At 46.0% G+C, this 19,432-nt stretch carries 17 protein-coding genes; 12 read left to right on the top strand and 5 right to left on the bottom strand.

The window, feature by feature from the left end; all coding sequences use genetic code 11:
• Window positions 1-107 precede the first annotated feature (107 nt).
• Both ACLVWU_RS13380 and ACLVWU_RS13375 read left to right on the top strand, forming a co-directional pair.
• Window positions 108-1,022: a hypothetical protein gene (locus ACLVWU_RS13380; protein ID WP_413575293.1), complete on the top strand. Its 915-nt coding sequence runs from the start codon at window positions 108-110 to the stop codon at window positions 1,020-1,022.
• A gap of 55 nt (window positions 1,023-1,077) precedes the next feature.
• Entirely contained in the window at window positions 1,078-1,599 is a 522-nt protein-coding gene (locus ACLVWU_RS13375; protein ID WP_413575292.1) for a hypothetical protein, read from the top strand.
• Between the two features lie 56 nt (window positions 1,600-1,655).
• Here the strand turns inward: ACLVWU_RS13375 and ACLVWU_RS13370 are convergent, their stop codons facing one another.
• On the bottom strand, window positions 1,656-1,970 hold the full coding sequence (locus ACLVWU_RS13370) for a hypothetical protein (protein WP_413575291.1): 315 nt from the start codon (window positions 1,968-1,970) through the stop codon (window positions 1,656-1,658).
• A 337-nt stretch (window positions 1,971-2,307) separates the two neighbouring features.
• Here ACLVWU_RS13370 and ppdK point away from each other — a divergent pair, with 337 nt between their 5' ends.
• From ppdK to ACLVWU_RS13355, 3 genes are all read left to right on the top strand, one after another.
• Window positions 2,308-5,025, top strand: coding sequence for a pyruvate, phosphate dikinase (gene ppdK / locus ACLVWU_RS13365; RefSeq protein ID WP_413575289.1), 2,718 nt, complete (start codon window positions 2,308-2,310; stop codon window positions 5,023-5,025).
• A gap of 131 nt (window positions 5,026-5,156) precedes the next feature.
• Window positions 5,157-5,930 (top strand): substrate-binding periplasmic protein, encoded by a 774-nt coding sequence (locus ACLVWU_RS13360; RefSeq protein ID WP_413575288.1) that lies wholly within the window; start codon window positions 5,157-5,159, stop codon window positions 5,928-5,930.
• A gap of 48 nt (window positions 5,931-5,978) precedes the next feature.
• On the top strand, window positions 5,979-6,878 hold the full coding sequence (locus ACLVWU_RS13355; protein ID WP_413575287.1) for a MipA/OmpV family protein: 900 nt from the start codon (window positions 5,979-5,981) through the stop codon (window positions 6,876-6,878).
• On the opposite strand, the gene ACLVWU_RS13350 is transcribed toward ACLVWU_RS13355, so the two are convergent.
• Entirely contained in the window at window positions 6,879-8,624 is a 1,746-nt protein-coding gene (locus ACLVWU_RS13350; RefSeq protein WP_413575286.1) for a hypothetical protein, read from the bottom strand. It lies immediately after the preceding gene.
• Between the two features lie 33 nt (window positions 8,625-8,657).
• On the bottom strand, window positions 8,658-8,795 hold the full coding sequence (locus tag ACLVWU_RS13345) for a hypothetical protein (RefSeq protein ID WP_413575285.1): 138 nt from the start codon (window positions 8,793-8,795) through the stop codon (window positions 8,658-8,660).
• A 600-nt stretch (window positions 8,796-9,395) separates the two neighbouring features.
• Here ACLVWU_RS13345 and ACLVWU_RS13340 point away from each other — a divergent pair.
• The 7 genes from ACLVWU_RS13340 to ACLVWU_RS13310 all read left to right on the top strand — a co-directional run bounded on the left by ACLVWU_RS13340 (window position 9,396) and on the right by ACLVWU_RS13310 (window position 17,635).
• The gene (locus ACLVWU_RS13340; protein ID WP_413575284.1) at window positions 9,396-10,085 is read left to right on the top strand and encodes a DUF222 domain-containing protein; all 690 of its coding nucleotides are present in this window, start codon (window positions 9,396-9,398) and stop codon (window positions 10,083-10,085) included.
• A gap of 354 nt (window positions 10,086-10,439) precedes the next feature.
• The gene (gene smc / locus ACLVWU_RS13335; RefSeq protein ID WP_413575283.1) at window positions 10,440-14,027 is read left to right on the top strand and encodes a chromosome segregation protein SMC; all 3,588 of its coding nucleotides are present in this window, start codon (window positions 10,440-10,442) and stop codon (window positions 14,025-14,027) included.
• 175 nt (window positions 14,028-14,202) lie between these two features.
• Window positions 14,203-14,523, top strand: coding sequence for a hypothetical protein (locus tag ACLVWU_RS13330; protein ID WP_413575282.1), 321 nt, complete (start codon window positions 14,203-14,205; stop codon window positions 14,521-14,523).
• 142 nt (window positions 14,524-14,665) lie between these two features.
• Window positions 14,666-15,427 carry a substrate-binding periplasmic protein gene (locus tag ACLVWU_RS13325; RefSeq protein WP_413575281.1) on the top strand — a complete coding sequence of 254 codons (762 nt, stop codon included), beginning with the start codon at window positions 14,666-14,668 and terminating at the stop codon, window positions 15,425-15,427.
• The gene (locus ACLVWU_RS13320) at window positions 15,424-15,612 is read left to right on the top strand and encodes a hypothetical protein (protein WP_413575280.1); all 189 of its coding nucleotides are present in this window, start codon (window positions 15,424-15,426) and stop codon (window positions 15,610-15,612) included. Before ACLVWU_RS13325 ends, ACLVWU_RS13320 begins: the two co-directional genes overlap by 4 nt.
• An 82-nt stretch (window positions 15,613-15,694) precedes the next feature.
• Window positions 15,695-16,591 (top strand): LysR family transcriptional regulator, encoded by an 897-nt coding sequence (locus tag ACLVWU_RS13315; protein WP_413575279.1) that lies wholly within the window; start codon window positions 15,695-15,697, stop codon window positions 16,589-16,591.
• A 204-nt stretch (window positions 16,592-16,795) separates the two neighbouring features.
• Window positions 16,796-17,635, top strand: coding sequence for a hypothetical protein (locus ACLVWU_RS13310; RefSeq protein WP_413575278.1), 840 nt, complete (start codon window positions 16,796-16,798; stop codon window positions 17,633-17,635).
• Here the strand turns inward: ACLVWU_RS13310 and ACLVWU_RS13305 are convergent, their stop codons facing one another.
• Together ACLVWU_RS13305 and ACLVWU_RS13300 are read right to left on the bottom strand one after the other, a co-directional pair.
• On the bottom strand, window positions 17,636-18,475 hold the full coding sequence (locus ACLVWU_RS13305; protein WP_413575277.1) for a hypothetical protein: 840 nt from the start codon (window positions 18,473-18,475) through the stop codon (window positions 17,636-17,638). It lies immediately after the preceding gene.
• A 220-nt stretch (window positions 18,476-18,695) separates the two neighbouring features.
• Entirely contained in the window at window positions 18,696-19,337 is a 642-nt protein-coding gene (locus ACLVWU_RS13300; RefSeq protein ID WP_413575276.1) for an NAD(P)H-dependent oxidoreductase, read from the bottom strand.
• Window positions 19,338-19,432: the final 95 nt, after the last annotated feature.

Here is a 19,432-nt window from a genome sequence, read left to right as displayed (position 1 = left end):
AGTTCTTTTTTCAAAGTACACCCCAAGTCTCCGAAGAATGCCGGATCAGCATGACTTTTTACGCGGTTTTTGATAGTTGGAACCCTGTTTATTGAAGGGATGTTCCAATGAAAAACTTGCTGATCGCAATGCTTGTGATTTTCAACTTATCTCATGCCTTGGCAGAAGAGGCCGATCTTCCTATTCCAGGTGGTGATGAAACTGGTACAGTTGAACCATTGCCAGAGCCACCTCCTCCATCTGAAGAGTGGCCTCAGGAACCTCAGCCACTTCCACCGGAACAAACTCCACAAGAGCCACCAGCTGAGCAAAACCCAGAGCCAGTTCCTCAACCACCGTCTTCAGGTCAGCCTGGTGCGGATACGGATGACAGAGTTTCAATTGGTGACCGTGCCCTGGTCGTTAACGGCGGCATGTTCCTGACTGGAAATGTGGTATCAATTTCCCGTGACGGCAAATTGATTACACTTCGTTCTGATTACAACGGAAACATCAGCACTTACAAATCCAAGCAAGTTGGCATTTGGCTTCGTTGCTCCAGCAAAGGACTGTGCGCAGGTCACAAGGCGATGTACGAATCCAACCGTGGTCGCAACTACAACCCGGTGACGGTGCTTGCAACGTATTCGAATAATTGGTCCCTAGTGACTGACGATTTCACGGGTCGCAAGTTCGTCCTTAGCAATAAAGAAATTCTTAAGGCTGAGGGCTGTAACAGAAAAACTGCGATCTGCCGCGGGCAGACGGTACTTTCTGAGGCTATGGGTTCTGCACCTTACTTCGAAGCGCAAGTTTTGGAAGTTTACGAGGGTGGAATTTATTTGATCAGCAACTATAACGGCGGCAAAGACATTCGTAAGAATGGTGACCTTGCTCAGCAAGTGGGTTGCTACAAAAAACTTTGCGTAGGTCAGCAATTGTATTTTGGCAACATCCTGCGCGTTTACGAGAATGGTTTCTTCGTTATTCAAGATCCATATTCTGGTAACTTGACTCTGCGCCCTTACCGCGAGATTCGCTAAAAAGGCGCTCTGCATTTTCATGGAATGAGTGCCTTTAAAAAGGGGACTCATTTCGATGAAAGCAGCATTCGTTTTTTTCTCTTTGTTACTTTGTTTGGCGCCAATTCTTCGCGCTGAAATCACTGATCTGCCGCAGCCGGGGGACGAGTTCCCTCAGCCGCTGCCGCCAGATCCTCCGGGCACTGAGCCCGGGCCGAAGCCTCCTCAACAACCAGGACCTAATCCCGTTCCCGGGCGCATCGTCGTGGGGGATTATGTATTGTCAGGGCCTTACGTGGGCAAGCAGTACTACACCGGCCGAGTCGTGCAGGTGTCGGGCGATGGGCGTTCAATCAATGTGCGTGATGATCGCGATCAGCGGGTTTATCAACGGGATGCACGTCTTATTTCCAAGCGCATGCGATGTGGAGCGCGCTCGATTTGTGAAAACGATCGCGTTCGCGTGGGGCCGATCAATTCTCAATACTATTACGCCACCGTTCATTCCGCTTACGAGCGGGGACTGTTTGTGGTTCGTTATGATCAGGACGGAAGATACTATGTTCGCGATCAATCCAAGGTTCAAAAATTTCCATAAAAAAAGGGAGCCTTTTGGGGAGGCTCCCTAACAGGGGAATCAGTTGGTCAATCTTCTTAGTAAAGAAGGATTGGACCTTGAGGGCTTGTACGATAAAGGATGCCATCAACTTGAGAGCCAACAACCGGACCGCACTCAAGCAAAACACCTTGAGATTGGACTTCGTTTTTATCAAGTGGGCAGCCATAAGCTGGGTTGAACATGTTGTTGCGACCAGCGAAAGAAAGTTGAGCAACGCAAAGGTCACCGTCAGTTTGTTGGATTGCGACCACAGTGCCAACGATTTGAGCATCTTCGCGAGTGCAGCTATTATCCGCAGCGAAAGCAGAAGAACTTGCAAGCAAAGACAAAAGAACAACCAGCTTTTTCATGAATAACTCCTACGAATTTTTAAACGTCGATCGGGGGTTTTTAACACGGGATCTGGCTTTGCTGGGGTGGAGTTTGCCGCAAATGTAAAAACTCAGGGAATGTCTAAAAGGCGAACAGTGATTTTCGATGTCACTTGTCAAATTTGCGAGACTGATTTTCGCTCTTTAAGTTGTTGATTTTAGGAAGGATTTTAAGAGTTCCCGGTTAGAGCTTCCGCTCGGCTATTGCGAGGGGCGAAGTGTCGTAATATTTCATTGATATTAGGGGTTTAGCATTGTTTTATCTAGAAGCATTCACATCTAGATCGAATCGTTAAGACAACCTGGAAGGGAAACAATGGACCAGAACGTCACTATCGAAAAACAAAAAGCGAAAACCGCAGTTCCGCAGAAGTTTGTATATTTCTTCGCGGCAGGTGAATCCGAAGGCAACGCAGGAATGAAAAACATCCTGGGTGGTAAAGGAGCAAACCTTGCTGAGATGACTTCTTTGGGAATTCCGGTTCCTCCAGGGTTTACTATTTCCACTGAAATCTGCACACACTTCTATGAAGAGGGCGGCAAGCTTCCAGACTGGGTTCGTCCAAAAGTAATCGAAGCGATGCAAAAAGTTGAATCCAAAATCGGCAAAAAATTCGGTGATGTGAATAATCCATTGCTGGTTTCAGTTCGCTCCGGTGCCCGCGCTTCCATGCCGGGTATGATGGACACTATTTTGAACCTGGGTCTGAATGATCAAACGGTCGAGGGCTTGGCGAAGTCTTCCAACAATCCGCGTTTTGCGTGGGACTCTTATCGTCGTTTTATCCAGATGTATTCTGATGTTGTGATGGGCATGAATTCCTCATTGCTTGAAGTGACTTTGGAAGATCTTAAAGAAGAAAAGCACTACAAGCTGGATACTGAAATGACAGTGGACGACTTGAAACTTTTGGTTAAGAAGTTCAAAGAACTTGTTCACCAGATGACAGGCCAATCCTTCCCGGCAGATCCTTGGGAGCAATTGTGGGGTTCTGTATCTGCAGTATTCCATTCATGGAATACTCCGCGCGCTATCACTTACCGTGATCTACACAGCATTCCTGCTGCGTGGGGTACGGCAGTAAATATTCAATCCATGGTCTTCGGTAACATGGGTGATGACTCTGCGACGGGTGTGGCGTTCACGCGCAATCCGTCGACAGGGGACAAGGCATTCTATGGCGAGTTCCTGATCAATGCTCAAGGTGAAGACGTGGTGGCGGGTATTCGCACTCCACAGCCAATCACAAAAATTGCGGCTGCTGAATCAGGTGTGCAATCTTTGGAGGAAGCTCTTCCGGCTGCTTACAAACAGCTGGTTGATATTTATAAAAAACTGGAAGGTCACTACCGTGACATGCAGGATATCGAGTTCACAATTGAGCGCTCTGTTTTGTGGATGCTGCAAACTCGTAACGGTAAACGTACGGCGGCGGCAGCTTTGAAAATTGCCTGCGACATGATCGACGAAAAGTTGATCACTGAAGAGGAAGCGTTGTTGCGCTTGGATCCTTCATCTTTGGATCAACTTCTGCATCCAACACTGGATCCAAAAGCGCAAAAGACTTTGCTTGCGAAAGGTTTGCCGGCGTCTCCAGGTGGTGTGAACGGTCAGATCGTTTTCACTTCCGAAGAAGCGGTTGAATGGAAAGAGCAAGGTAAGAAAGTTATCCTGGTGCGTATTGAAACTTCTCCGGAAGACATCGCCGGTATGGTGGCAGCACAAGGTATCTTCACCACTCGTGGTGGTATGACATCGCATGCGGCCGTTGTGGCTCGAGGCATGGGGAAATGCTGTGTGGCGGGTTGTGGAGAGGTTGAAGTCGATTATCGTGCTGAGACCATGAAGGTGAAGGGCTACGTTCTTAAAAAGGGCGATGTCATCACTTTGGATGGCTCGACAGGTGAAGTATACCTGGGCGAAGTTAAAACGATCGAACCAAAATTGGACGCTTACTTTGAGCGCATCATGAAGGTTGCAGACCGCACTCGTAAATTGAAAGTGCGCACGAATGCGGACACGCCTAAAGATGCGCAAACTGCGAAAAACTTCGGTGCAGAAGGTATCGGTTTGTGCCGTACCGAGCACATGTTCTTCGGAGCGGATCGCATCGATGCGGTTCGTGAAATGATTATCGCTGATAACAAAATGGACCGTGAAAAAGCTTTGGCGAAACTGTTGCCAATGCAGAGAGATGACTTCTATCAGTTGTTTAAAATCATGGACGGTCTTCCGGTGACGATCCGTTTGTTGGATCCACCGTTGCATGAGTTCGTTCCTCATACAGATGAAGAAACCAAAGAGTTGGCAAAACGTATTGGTACTGACTACGATCGTCTTCGTTCCAAAGTAAAAGCTTTGCATGAATTCAATCCGATGTTGGGTCACCGTGGTTGCCGTCTGGCGATCACTTATCCGGAAATCTACATCATGCAGGTTCGCGCCATTGCTGAAGCGGCGTGCATGATGATGAAGGAAGGTTTGAAACTTTCTCCTCCGGAAATCATGATCCCGTTGGTTGCGACAGATAAAGAACTGGATATGCTTCGTGGTCAGGCCGAATTGGAAGTTCGCAAGGTTCAGAATGAAAAAGGTCTGAAGTTTGACTATGCTATCGGCACGATGATCGAGCTTCCTCGCGCGGCTCTGACAGCGGATGCGATTGCAGAGCACGCAGACTTCTTCAGCTTCGGAACGAACGATTTGACGCAAACGACTTTGGGTCTTTCCCGAGACGATTCCGGTCGTTTCCTGGGCTCTTATGTTTCCAGTGGGATTTTGGCCAAGGATCCATTCCAATCCATCGATCAAGTGGGTGTGGGCGCATTGGTTAAAATGGGTGTGGATTTGGGCCGCCGTATGAAGCCATCATTGAAGATCGGTGTGTGCGGTGAGCATGGTGGTGATCCTGAATCAATCGAGTTCTTCCACAAAGTGGGACTGGATTACGTATCTTGTTCTCCATTCCGTGTGCCTATCGCCAGACTGGCAGCGGCCAGAGCGACACTCTTGAATAAGAAATTGCATTCCTAAGTAAAAAAGGAGCTCCTCGGAGCTCCTTTTTTTTATCTGTTTGCCTGCAGGTTTAAGTACAAATAGTTTTCCGATAAAGAAGAATTGAGTACGATCTTTTCATGTTGCGAAAGCAGATGTGTCTATTCATATTGGTGACTATCGTAGTTTCGACTGCCAACGCCATTTTAGCTAAATGTGATCGCACATTTAGAGTGGGTGTTCTTGGTGACGAGCCGCTCTTTTTTTCTGACAAATCCCGGACTAAGCAAGGTTCAATTGTGGATATTCTTGACGAGTTAAGAAAAAGAACAGGATGTTCTTTTCAAGTTGTCGAGATGTCGCGACCCACTTTGTTGGATAGAGTTCGGAATTCCACCGTGGATATGACCGTACTATCAATTAAAACACCTGTAATGGACAGTGCCGCCGGCGGTTTCATCGAGATGTTTCGTAGCTATCGGGCAATAGTGATGACGCCGGAACTGGGATTGAAAAATTACGATTTGAAGAAGGCCTTGCATGATAAGAAAGTGGTTTTTTCCGGCATCATTGGTTCGCCAGGCCATCTTAATGTCGATGAATTTAAACTGTTAAAAGAAGAAAGTCGATTGCAGCAATTTCCAGACTACGCCTCAGTATTCCAAGCCCTGAAAAGGAAGCAGGTGCAGGTGTTTGTGGGATCGGTGGCCATCTCCGATTACTTTTTACGTAAGTACGATCTTACAAGTTTCACCTTTATTATCGACCGGGAAAAGATCAACGGAGTGGGTAGCTACTATTCCAAAAGTCGTTTGACGACCGCAGAAGTGCAAATGTTAAAAATGAACTATGAGCAGATGCTTAAGGATGGCTTTTTTGCTACGGTCTACTCTAAATACACCTCTCCCGCTGCTGTTAAAAATGCGATCTTACCTATGAACTAAATCGTGGTTGTCCAGTTGGGATATTCGAGAAAATTCCGATAGTGGGATATGCGTTTCAGCCTATCCCTTATTCTTGGACTTTTCTTTTCATTTGCTGTCAAAGCAGAGGACGAAGGTCGACCTTTATGGGACTGGGGTATAGGTCTGGGTTATGTTCGCTACGCTGATTATCCGGCCTCGGATGAATACTCGCAATTGATGTTGCCGTTTCCTACCTTTCAATATCGCGGGGAATACTTGCGCGCCGATGACCGCGAGGGTGGTCGTGCTTACCTTTTTAAATCAGACAGCTGGTCCCTGGAGTTTTCCGGTTCAGGGCGATTTCCTTTGGATTCCAGCAAGAACAAAGCGCGATTGGGTATGGCAGATTTGCCGTTGGTTTTAAACGGAGGACCGCAACTGGTTTATTCCAGTGGTGGGACGTGGGAGTTTCAATTGGCTTCCTTTTTTTCCGCAGCGATGCGCGACGATTACATTCGCCAGAATGGTCTGCTGTTAAAAGCGCAAGTGGTGTATCGCTGGGAAGGGACTGCAGAAGGCCCTTACAATACACAGATTCTAATCACGGGTACGACGGCTCTTGAAGCCAATGCCGCCTCTAATGACTATATGAAGACCTATTATGAAGTGGGAGGCAGTGATGTGCGGCCCGGCCGTTCTGAGTACGAGGCCGAGGCAGGTTTTTTAAATACAAATCTGTCTTATTATCAAAGATTCGCATCGGGGCGTTCATCGCTTTATATCGGGGCTTCGATTTCCGACTATTCCTGGTCAGCGAACCGTTCAAGTCCGCTGCATAAATCAGATTATAATATTGGCTGGGGATTGGGTTACATTTACCAATTCGGCGAATCGTCCAAGCCGTCGGTTTCACCTGAAGACACCCAAGGTGTGATCAATCGCTATCGTCAACATCGTCGTGAACAGCGACTGATTCCGTTAGAATAATTACTGACAGCTGTGGGTGATCGCGCGACCGTCGCGTTGAGCCAGCTGCTCGCAGGATGCCGGTACTTTTTCACCAGTTTCAACTTTCACCTGCAGGGCGCGATACAAGTCTGAAGAATGAATACTTTTTTCGTTTAGATTAAACAACAGTTGTGGAACATCCATCAAACCGCAGCCAATGTTTCCAGCGGAAATTTGGTGCTTTGCTTTTAAGCGAATCATCACTTTTGCCGCAAACAGGTCGGCGTAATCTTCGCTAAGGTACTTATCAGTACCTTGTTTGCGCTCCAGACATTGTTTGGTTGATTCAGTGGACTGCGGGGAAGAGGCCTTATAGGCATTATGACCGATTTCATGAGCCAGAATCGATGCGCCCATTTCGGGGAATCTGACCGAATACCAGCTAATCGATACGTTGCTGGTGTCAGTGTTGGTTTTATCCGTAACATCTTCTTTTTCGGGAATGGTTGGGCATTGATCGGTTTTGGCGCTGTCGGGTGAATTGGTAATCGAACGAAGCAGAAACATCGCATAAAGGGATTTCGTATCCAGTTTGTCCAGAGCGGTAATTTCGTCTACAAGGACGCGGTTTTTCATTTCCAGCGACTGCAACCAAGCCGTGCTTTTTTCCTCTGCTGTAAGTGGATAGTGGAATTTTAAGTTTTGGATTTTGTCATAGCCTGGCTGAGTCGGGCCCACTTGCTCCATCGCTTCTTGGCGAGTCAGCTCGGCCATCTTTTTAAACTTTTCCAAATCCTGAGCTTGCGGGTACAAGTTGATGGATTGGAAGTAACGAGGCTGACAGTTGTTAGGAGTCGTGGATTTGGATTGCAGGGCTAACGTCGTTTTGATCCCGGATTCCTGATAGATTTTGAAAAGCTCTTCTTTTGAAAAAGTGTGGTCTTCCATGATGTTTACAATAACATTGCGACCCTCGCCCAGAATAAAGTGATGCATTAATTCGATAGAGAAGGCGAATGCCGCAAGGTTCTTTGCTTCTTCGGCTGTGATTAATTCGCCTTTATTGATTTTTGCTGCGATCGAAGGATCTATTTTTTCAGCACCTTGGATAATATTTGCCAGTTGAGTCAGTTTGGATTGAGTGGATTCCAAAACCGCTTTTGTGGATTCCTGAAGTGTCAGGTTGGGGTGTAGTTCAGAAAAGAAAGCCCAGGTGCCCATCTGATAAAGGGCAATGTTAGCCGCAAAGAAAGGCTTCTTGGGTAAGGTGTTATTCCAGTAGTAATCAAGCCCCGCATTTTTCGCCTTGTTTTTAACCCAATAGATCGTGTGGATTGTATGCAGCTGTTGTTCAGTCAATTCCTGAGTTGGAAAGGCACTTTCCTTGGCATTCAGAACTTCCAGTCCAACGAGGGCTTTTTCCTGTAAAAGCTCGGAGTTTTTTGCAAGCGTCGGAGCGATGTAAGTCTCATAGTATTTCTGTTGCTCTGGTGTGGGAGTGGTTGCTGCTTCGATAAGTTTGGTAATGCTTGGATACTTTTGAAATTCGGATCCGCAAAGATCCATGATGCAGGCGTGCTCCATGGGAAATTGCTGCTTTAGATTTTCAGATGTTCGGGCATCAGCAACGAAATCGCGTTGAAATTTTGCGTGGTTTAATTGTTTTTGCTGCTGTTGTTCAGCGGACTTGGCATTGGCAATGCGGAGTGCATCCTCGTCCGTGGTTTTACGGCAGGCTGTCAGGGTAAATATCATTGCAGTCGCTATGATTGCCACATGTCTCATTTTGAGAACTCCCGAAAATGGTTACTCACCTGTCTAAATGTTTGCGATGCCTTCCAGCTGATTGGTTTTAAGGCACCCTAAACGGTGTTGCTTAATTAATAGAGCAGGGATGATGCCGTTCAGACTGAGTTGGTAAGCCTCGTCCACTGCCACCGTGGCGGTTGCTGGCATCGATGGGTCATCTGCAGTTTTAAATAGCTGCCTCCTGGTGGGGGGGGGCTGACTTCGATCCGTGAGCTTTCCAATAAGCAGTGGCCCTCCTATATTTTCAGCACGGCCATCCTGGCCTCACTGCGCTTGGGTACCGCATCGTGCGGGCGCAGAGGCTGCAAATATAGGAGGGCCTCTGCTTATTGGAAAGAACTGGTGTTGAGTCAGCATCCTCTTGAGAGGAGCTTTAAAGAGAAAATGAAACTTCCAAATTGCCTATCACTCACTCACTTAGTCGCTTAGTTAGTCAGTCAGTCAGTCAGTCAGTCAGTGATGTTAAGTTGGCCAATTGATAAAACGAACTCGCTGGCGATGCCGATAATATGGAAAATCTTTAATCCAAAAAATCATAATAATCTTGACCGAATTTCTAGCGTGCGAGGATTGGACTGCTTTAGTGATTGAGCATACTTCTGAAGTTTTAAAATTCAGCCTCGCGATCGGTGCCTGGTGGGCCGTTTACGAGCTTGTCGTTGAAGTGCGCGCAGTATTGTCAACCCGTCTAAAAATCAATCTGAAAAAGCCATGTTAGATTTCCTGCAACTTAAGAGGAGAGAAGGCATGAATCTAAAACATTTAACTCAAGTCGAATTAGATCAAAGAATGAAGTCCTTGGCACAAAAGGAGCGCGATCTTTTGCATGAAGTTTTGCTGACCATTAAGGAAATTGATTCCAGGAATTTATATTTGAGCATGGCGTATGGAAGTTTGTTTGACTACCTTGTGAACGGAGTGGGGTATTCGGAAGGCAGTGCTCAACGCCGCATTGATGCTGCAAGACTGCTACGGGAAATCCCGCAAATGGCTGAAAAAATCCAAAGTGGGGAACTGAAGTTAAATCAGATCTCTTTGATTCAAAAAGCATCGCGGGAGGTTTATAAAACCCAATCACATAAAGTGTCGGTGGAGCAAAAATTGGCTTTGATTGAAAATATCTGCCAAAAAAGTCACGCGGAAACCCAACAGCAAGTCGCTGCATTCTTTGATCTGCCAGTTGCGCAATCAGAGATAAAAAAGACTCAGGCCGATGAAAGCGTGCGTATTGAATTAACTTTATCTAAAGAAGCCTATGCAAAAGTGAAATGGGCGCAGGATTTACTGACGCATGTGATGCCTCACCAGGATTTGCCGTTGTTCCTGGAATACATGGCAGACAAAGTCATCAAACAGAAAGCATTTTCACCGGCCTCGAAAAATGCACATCTTCAGGGGGAAGGTTTGAGTTCAACCTACGCAGCCAATATTTGTTGAAGCTGTTTTGGCAACTGTCACCGCCACCGTGGCGGTGAAGGTTACACAGAAAAAGACCAATCACGTTGATCAGAGGTAAGGGACGCGGGATTGTGTTGTCTTTGGCAGGCTGATTTTTTAGGCAGTTTGGCGCGGCGCGCGCAACGCGCAATGATATTGTGGCGGCGTAAGCCAGTCACTTCTGCTTAAGTTTTCAGCGAATGCCAAGGTTTTGAAACCCCACAGTTGACATACTTCATCGCTCTCGAGAGAGTTAAATGGCCTTTGGTCTAGCTAGACCTAGGGCTTGTATATTTTGGGTGGAATGTCGGGATTTAAGATTTCGACACTATTAGCTCAAGAGGGGAATATACCTTGAGAATTAAAAAGATTGAACTCATTGGTTTCAAATCGTTCAAAGACCGCACGGTCATTCATTTCGATGCTGGTATCACTGGTATCGTAGGACCCAACGGTTGCGGTAAATCCAACATCGTGGATGCTCTTATGTGGGTTATGGGTGACCAGTCCGCTAAGGATCTTCGTGCTTCTCAGATGACGGACGTTATCTTTGGTGGTGCTGAAGGTTATGCTCCGCTAGGTATGTGTGAAGTCTCCCTGACGCTTGAAAATGACGGCGGAGCTTTCCCGGCAAAATACATCAAACACTCTGAAATCATGGTGACTCGTCGTCTTCACAGAAACGGTGAGGGTGAGTACTTCATCAATAAAGAACCTTCTCGTCTTAAAGACCTGCAAGAGATCTTTATGGATACAGGTGCCGGTTCAAAAGGTTTCTCTATCATCGCTCAAGGTATGATCGGTAAGATCATCACTTCGAAACCTGAAGACCGTCGTATGCTTATCGAAGAGGCTGCGGGTATCACCAAGTTCAAAGCCCGTAAAAAAGAATCTCAACGTAAATTGATCCAAACAGATCAAAACCTGCTGCGTTTGCAAGACATCGTGGGCGAGTTGAAACGTCAAATCGATTCTTTGCAAAGACAGGCTCAACGTGCTGAACGCTACCGTAACATCAAAAACCAAATCGAAGATTTGGATTTGTGGGTATCAACGGCTCAATACGTAGAGTTGTCTCGTGCCGCGGCTGAAGCTCAAGCGATCTTCAACGAAGCGCAAAGCATGGAAATCGAAGGCGATGCAAATCTTTCGACTCTTCAAGGTCAATTGGAAGTTTTGAAACTTCAAATCCTTGAAAAAGAGAAAATGGTTGAAGAGCACCAAACGGTTCACTTCGACAAACAAAGCACTGTTCAAAAGAAAGAGATGGAGATTCAAGAGCTTCGTTTCGAAATCGAACAGGCCCGTCGTAACGAGCAAATGACTGGTACGATCTTGCAGGAACAGCAAGCGCGCCAGGAATTGCTTGCGCGTGACAAAGCGACTTTGGAAGAGCAAATCACAGAACTTAAGGAAGAAGCTGAAACACTGACAGCGACGTTCGTTGAAAAAAACGACATCTTCCAAAATTTCAACTCCCGTATCGGGACTGTTGATGAAGATTTGACGACGAAACGTCGCGAATTGTTCGCGATTGGTCAGTCCGAGTCTTCTTTGGATGCCCGTGTGAATTCATTGTCAGCACAAATCGCTGATTTGACAGATCGTCAGGACAACGAACAACAAGTGTTGAATGAACTTCGCGAAAAACAAGTAGAGTTCGAAAGCCGTCGCAAAAAAGTGACGAACGAACTTGATAAAGAACGCCAAATGCAATTGGACCTGGCAAGCGACGTGGATTCTTTCGAAGCCAATAAAAAGATCCTTATGGATTCTGCGGCAGCGAAAAAATCTGAAGTTGAATCATTCAAAGATTCTTTGAATGAAGTGGCTTCCCGCTTGTACGGCCTTGAAAACTTGCAAAACAACTTCGAGGGTTTCCAAGAAGGTGTGAAACAAGTGATGTTGTGGCAAAAAACTCGTTCTCAAGAGTTGATGGCAGACGGATCTGTCGTTACTCACTTCCAGCCGGTTTCTGAGGTTGTTGAAGTTCCGGCAGAATACGAAGTGGCAATGGAAGCAGCATTGGGCTCACGCCTGCAAATGCTTTTGTCTTCTGATTCCAACATCGCCGTAGACGCAGTTTCTCATTTGAAAGAACAAAAATCCGGTCGTTCCAGCTTCATGTCTGCAAGCGACCAAACTTTGGCATTCAACCGTGCTGAATCTCCAATCGGTCAAGATGGCGTTCAAGCAATCCTGAAGGATGTAGTTCAAGCGGCTGATAAATTCCAAAACGCTGTCACTTATATGCTGGACGGTGTGGCGATTGTTGATTCAATCCGTACGGCTTTGAATCTTCGCGCGACTTATACTGGCTGGACATTCGTTACCCTTGATGGTGACACATTGACGGCTGACGGTGTTTTGACAGGTGGTTCTTCTGAATCAGCTGACTCTGGCATGTTGAAACGTCGTCGTGAAATCAAAGAATTGTCCGAGAAAAAAGACGAATACGCTGGAAAGCTTCAATTGGCGCAAATGACTTTGAAAAAAGTTGAAGAGCAATTGGCCAATGTATTGAACGATTTCGAAGGCGCTCAAAAACGTAAAATGGATCAAGAGATCAAAGTTACGGAATTGAGAAAAGACCTTGAGCGCGCAGAGAACGAAGTTCAAAACGCTCAAGCCGCTGTTGAACGCCAGGAACGCGAAGTCAAAAAACTGACTGAGCAATTGGAAGTTCAAGAGCAAAAGAATGAAGAACTAAGCCAAGCCTTGATCGAAGCCCGCGAGAAGAAAGTTCTTCTTGAAGGCGAAGTCGAGACTTTGAACTCTGAATTGAACTCTGTTCGTTTGGGCTTTGATGGTCTTCAAGCGGAAGTAACTGATCTTCAAGTAAGATCAGCTTCTAAAACTCAGGAATACCAAGGTGTTCTAAGACAGCTTGAGATGGTTACCAAGTCATTGAATGACCTTGAAGCACAATTGGCTCGTATGAGCGAAGAAGCTGAAGGCTACAACTCTCAAATGACTGAGAGCCAAGTGACTTTGGAAGAAAAGAAAATCGAATTCGAACGTCTATTGGATGAAGTTGAGCAATTGAAATTGCAGGCGGCTCGTTCTAAAGACGAATACGAAGTGATGTCTGAAACTATTCGTGCGATCGAAGAAGAGGCTTCCTCTTCTCAACGTGCGCGTAACGAAAGACAGCACAAAATGAACGACTCTCAATTGAAGCTTGAACAAGCTAAGATGAAAGAGCAGTACCTGGTTGATTCTATCCGTGAACGTTACATGTTGAACCTGCCGGACGTTATCGAGAAGTACATCAATAAGGAAGGCGACTTCCTGGCTGCGGATGCTCAACTTAAAGATCTTCGCGAAAAACTGGCGAAAATCGGTGAAGTGAACTTGTCAGCGATTGAAGAGTACGAAGAGACAGCAACTCGTTACGAGTTCCTGACGAAACAACACGCAGATTTGACTGAAGCGAAAGAGCAACTTCGTAAAGTTATCGATCGTATCAACAGAATCTGTTCAAAACGTTTCAAAGAGACTTTTGATCTAGTTAATGAACGTTTCACTCGCGTATTCCCAGTGCTATTCGGCGGTGGTGAAGCGTGGTTGGAGCTTGTTGAAGAGACTGAAAAGAACGAAGCGGGTATCGAAATCATCGCTCGTCCTCCGGGCAAAAAGACTCAAAACGTGTCTTTGATGTCGGGTGGGGAGAAGGCGTTGACTGCGGTTGCGCTGGTATTCTCGATCTTCCTGGTGAAACCTTCACCATATTGCTTGCTGGATGAGGTTGATGCGCCACTTGATGACGCCAACGTATTCCGTTTCAACGACCTGGTTCGCGAGATGGCAAAACGCTCTCAAATCATCGTTGTTACCCATAACAAGCACACGATGGAAGTTGCTAAGAAACTTTACGGCGTAACTATGCAAGAACGTGGTGTATCGACGATGGTTTCTGTTTCTCTTCAGGACATTAAGTAGTCTTTAAAGTATCCAAAATCTTAAAACCCAGGTGCAAAACACCTGGGTTTTTTATTTTATTCAGCGGGCATAGTATGGCCCCTGATATTTGATTCGGGGCAAATGTGTTTACAGTTTGTTGCCTGTGGATTTTTTGTGCAGTAGGGTTAAGAAAAATATCTCTGGGGGTTTTATCTTGGCAGCATTCACTGTGTTGGTGGCGGTACTGTTTTCTGTTTCAGCTTTTTGTTCAGTTAAAAAAGCAGTTCATGCTGATATCTCCATGAAGATTAATGCTTCTACAGCACAGATTAATCTTGAAGAGCCAAGCCGCTTTAAAGTGGGCCAACATGTGGGTGTCTATCGTGAGGACTGCCGCGGGGGCCGTTTCTCTGTTTGCACAAGAGACCGTGTGGGATCAGCTAAAATCTCCAAGATCCACAGTCAGAAATATGCTGAAGTGACAATGGACAAAGACATTTACTTCGAGGAAGGTTACGTCATTCAAGGCGAATAGTGCCTGCTGACAGATGTAAGCAGTACTTGAGTCGGTGGATCGGTCCAGAAGTAGGAAAGCCCAGAGGCCAGGGTTTGCTTGCATTTGTATGAATCAATATTCTTTAGCTAGCTCTTAGGGAGTGAAGTTAAGGATGGCACCAATGTGTTTTCGTCTTTTTATTTTAGTTTTCGTTACATTGACGGCCAGTCTTTCGTTCGCAAAATCTTCCAAGAAAATCCATATCATGACATTTGAGTTCGCGCCCTACATCAGCAAGGATCTTCCTGATGGTGGAGCTGTCATTGCGGGACTTAAAGATATCTTTCGCAAGAATGGGCAGGAGTTGGTAGTGACATTTGCTCCGGTTATTCGCGCAAAAAAGCAAGCAGTGGAACGAGACGATGTGGATGGTTACTTTCCGGCCAATCCAGAGAATCTTCAAAAAAGTTTTACTCTATCAAAGATTATTCATAGCAGCAGCTGGGGACTTGCCGAGCGTACCGACAATCCTATTCGTTGGAACAAACTTGAGGATCTGGGAAAATATAAAGTGGGGAATGTTGTAGGGTACGAACTTGCGGCTGTCTTGAAACCGTTAAACGATGCCAAGCAATTGAATATAGAGGAGGCGCCGACAGACGAGTTAAATCTTGTGAAATTGGCGAATGGCCGCTTGGATATGGTCTTTATCGACAAGGGCCTTTTCTATGGACTTATGGAAAACAGTGGACAGCTACAATCCTTCAAAGGAAAGTTGCAGTTCAACGCAAAACCCATCGAACAATATGACTATGGAGTTGCATTTAAAGACACCCAACGGGGTCGCAAAGCTTTGAATTCATTCAATAGTATTTTCCAGAGCAAAGATTTTGAAATTTCTGTCGGGACATATCTGAAAAAAAATAAGAAACTATTTAAATGAAATACTTAGTTCTTAGCTCAGTGCTCGCAATTGCCCTTGGAATTTGGGTCCGTCACAATGATGTCGTGCACAAAAAGAACACGAACGTAAATACCAAAAAACTATCACTAGCCCAAGTGATCTATTCTCTTTGCTTCGCTTATCCTTTTTGTGCTTTCTATGTGTGGCTTGAGAACCTGCTTTAGTCCGGCTTCCTGTTGTATTTGGATATTTGAACGGTAATAATGAAACCATCTAACTTTTCGATAGAACCTTTTGGGGCATTGGATGGAATTAAATTACCTACGCGCTTTTTTCGAAGTGGCAAAAGCCGGCAAGTTTTCTGAAGCCGCACAAAAACTTAACATCAGCCAAAGTGCTCTGAGTCGCTCGGTTTCCTTGTTGGAAGAATCCGAAGGCGTGATCTTGTTCGATCGCTCCAAATCCGGTGTCGCTCTGACGGCCAAGGGAAGGGATGTGTATCAGCTTTGTGAAGAGTTGTTCCGCACCGAAAAAGCCATTGAAAATCTTTGTCGCAACGTCAAAGAGGTCTGCGAAGGACCATTGAAGTTTGCAGCGACAGACAACGTGATCAACGACTATCTGATTTCTCCACTACACTCATTTCGCAGAAAATATCCCAAAGTGATTCCCAGCATCACCTCGGGTTCACCGGATGATATCATCAACTCGTTGATCCATACGGAGAACGAGTTCGCATTGTTGTTTGCGAAAGTCGCGCTTCCAAATATCGAATATCAAAAAATCAGTTCCGAAGTGATGACTTTGGTTTGTAAGCCGGAAATCTGGAAGGAGTGCAAATCCTCAAGTAACGAAAAGACCATCAAGAAGGTTCTGGAAAAGTACGGTTACCTTTGTTCGATCGGGGCGTTGCTTTCCACGCGTCCTAAGCGTGTGATGATGGAACTGTTCGGAGAAATCCCTCAGGTCGGTCTGGAAATGAACAGTCAGGAAGCGCAAAAAAGATTCTGTCTGGCAGGCGAGGGCTTCGCTTATCTGACTCGTTTTATGGTCGAAAAAGAAATCAAAAGCGGTGAGCTTTTTGAAGTGCCGGTCGAAAACCCTCACGAGTTCAATTTGTGGTTGGCCTATCGCAAAGGCCGCCAGCTAAGTCTGACTTCAAGAACTTTTATTGAGCACCTTACGGGGCACGTTCTAGGTTAGAAAAAGACAGCATCGGGTGTTCCAAGAAGGGCAACTGTAAACGTCGTTTACACCAGGTTGCCCGCCAGCGTTTGGTTGTTTGAATTTGAGGCTGGCGAGAGTCTTGCTAACTAGCCCTGCTATATGCAAATCCGATTTATTGGGCCCGGTATTGTGGGCCTTTTATTATTTTTAAGCTTGGGCCCGGCGCATGCTGTAAAGCACATGTGTACACACGTATTTGAATCCAAGTATGACAGTGACGCCAGTCTGGCGCCGCAATCGGAAGCCTACGCCAAATTCATCAAACAGCATGTTTCAACGGATAAAGTGCTTAGTGCGATGGCGCGCTATCAAAAACTGATGGGCTTTGAAACCATCGATCAAAAAGGCCAGTCCCTGGATCTGGTAAAGGTTCGCTTTGCCAAACTCACCCAGCCACAAAAAGAAGAAATGATGGCTTTGGTGAAGGAAGTCTACGGTGATGTGAAGCTGTTGAAGTATTCCAAAGACGGTCCCGTTAAATTCTTTAAGCGCCATCTTGATATGATGGTGTCAGAGTATTTAAATGTGCGCAGCTGGTTTAACTATATGATCGTCAAGCGCCAGGCGCCGATTGATAAAACCATGGATCTGTATTTCAAGCGAATTCAAGAGCTGACAAACGCACCGATCGCCTTGGAAGGTTCCGATGTGTTGTATACAGCCCTACGCTTGCAGGATAAGTTTTTGCAACAACAGAAGTTGCCAGGCCCGATTGTGATGTACGGAAGTTTCGTCAACGGCAAAGCTTATGAAAAAACCAGTGATCTGGATTACGGTGTGACTGATGCGCGCACGGAAATGGCGATTCGGGAAACTGACACCATGAAGATGCTTGAAGAGTTTTCGTTTTCAGATGCCCAGGCGCATTTGATTCAACCGAAGCAAATTCAAAGCCTGGGGTATATGAATCCCGTCGTGGTAATCGTGAAAGAAAAAGTCATCGAGGTCCGCGTTTATGGCAGCGGTCCCGAGAAGTCCCATCTTAGCGGTAAAATACCGTTCGATGCTTATTACCTTTAGCTAAAATCTGGCTGACAGATAAGCCTGTGGCCCAAAGTAAGTATAGTTGAATTCGCCATCCCACTTGGATCCGTCTACCGTAACTCCGATATAGAACCAGTTCACAGCTCCACCCACACCAAAGTAGTCTGTAAACCACCACTCAGTGGAAGCACCGGCACTTAGAATGTCCCCCTGCATTGTCATGTTGGCTGCACCCACTTTATAAGTAAAGGCGCCGATGTTGGCTCCGACATTCCAGTCGGGATTGATATAGTATTTCATATCCGCATTTATCAAAGGCAGTGGAGCATTGGCATCAGCAGTGGCTTCCCGGGAAGTGCTTATTGGACTTAGTGACGCTGAACCATCAATTTTCAGGTTGATGACCGACCACTGCAGACCCGCACCGGCCGAGACTTCCCAATCAGAGTTTTTGATAAATGCATATGACCACGCTATCGGAATAATCGTGAACGTGAACTTTGAAGTAAGTGAAGCACCCACCGGATAAATCTGATCGCCGATCTGAATTTGCCTATTGATGGTTTTGGTGCCTGAACGATTCAGATTGAAAATATCCAAAGAAAGCTTATTGCGTTCGGAAATTCTCCACATCACAGAACCGCGAATTGTGGTTTCTTCCCGGTCGATCCCCAGTTCGTTTTCCAGACTCACTTCGTCGCCGCGGCCCAACTGTTCATTGTTCACACGCAGGGTTGTGTCGAAGGAGGGTAGGAAGTAGCCAAGTTTAAAAATGAATTGCTCTTCGCCGTTAATAGGAACGGCCTGTGCAGTAGAGAGCAATGTGAACAGAACTGATAGTAACAGAAAAGCATTCCGCCATACATGTGTCTGCATTTGTATTCCTTTGTTTCAGAATATTTCCACTCAAAGGCGTATGCAGTTCAATGTGGCGGGGCAAAAAACAAACAAAGCCCCGCGCGGCGTCCGACTTCCTGCGGGGCTTTGCTTGTCTTCTGGGCTCTCACACCACGGTTAAAGGAGATCGAGCCGTTAAAAAAGCAAAAAAGAAAAAGCTCCGCACCGGAGGACTGGTGCGAAGCTCTTTGAGAGAGGTCTACTTCACGTATTCAATCAGTGCATCGTCAGCAAAGCGGACCTTTTTAAGATTTTGAAATGAATCTTCAGAGTGACGATAGCCTAATGTTACGGTGGCAATGGATTTCCACCCTGTGCCATCCAGTTTCAGGATACGGTCATAGTCTGAAGCACTGAAGCCTTCCATCGGAGTTGCATCAATTTTAAGAAGGGCAGCAGTTTCCAGTAAAAACCCCATGGCGATATAGGCTTGGCGCTGAGACCAAACTCTGATTTTTTCCTCCGGGGCTTTTACAATGTTATTGATCATCATGTCTTTGAACCCTTGCAAAGAGGGCAGATCGACTCCGCGAACCTCCGCAATACGCTCAATGTATTTTTGCACAAATGCTTCATCAATCGTGTCCCGGTAAAGCAGAACGATTTGATGACTTGCATCTGTGACTTGGGATTGATTCCAGGAGACCGGCTTTAATTCTTCCCGCACCTCTGGATTTTCCACCACCAGAAATTTCCAGGGCTGAATTCCATAGGAGGAAGGAGCAAGCTTTAAGGACTCCAGCAGCGTGTTCAGATCTTTTTCAGAGATTTTTTTAGTGGGATCAAATTTCTTTACCGCGTAACGCCACTCGAGAGCTTCTTGAATTTGCTTGTTTGCCATAGATCGGACTCCTTTTAAATGTATCCAACATAGATACAATATGAACCCATTCGGATTTAAATGCAACTATTAAACGCACAATTAACGTGAGATCG

The sequence above is a fragment of the Bdellovibrio sp. HCB290 genome, assembly GCF_047305925.1.
Classification (GTDB): Bacteria; Bdellovibrionota; Bdellovibrionia; order Bdellovibrionales; family Bdellovibrionaceae; genus Bdellovibrio.
Note: the sequence above shows the minus strand (reverse complement) of the source record. Positions and strands in the feature narration are given on the sequence as shown.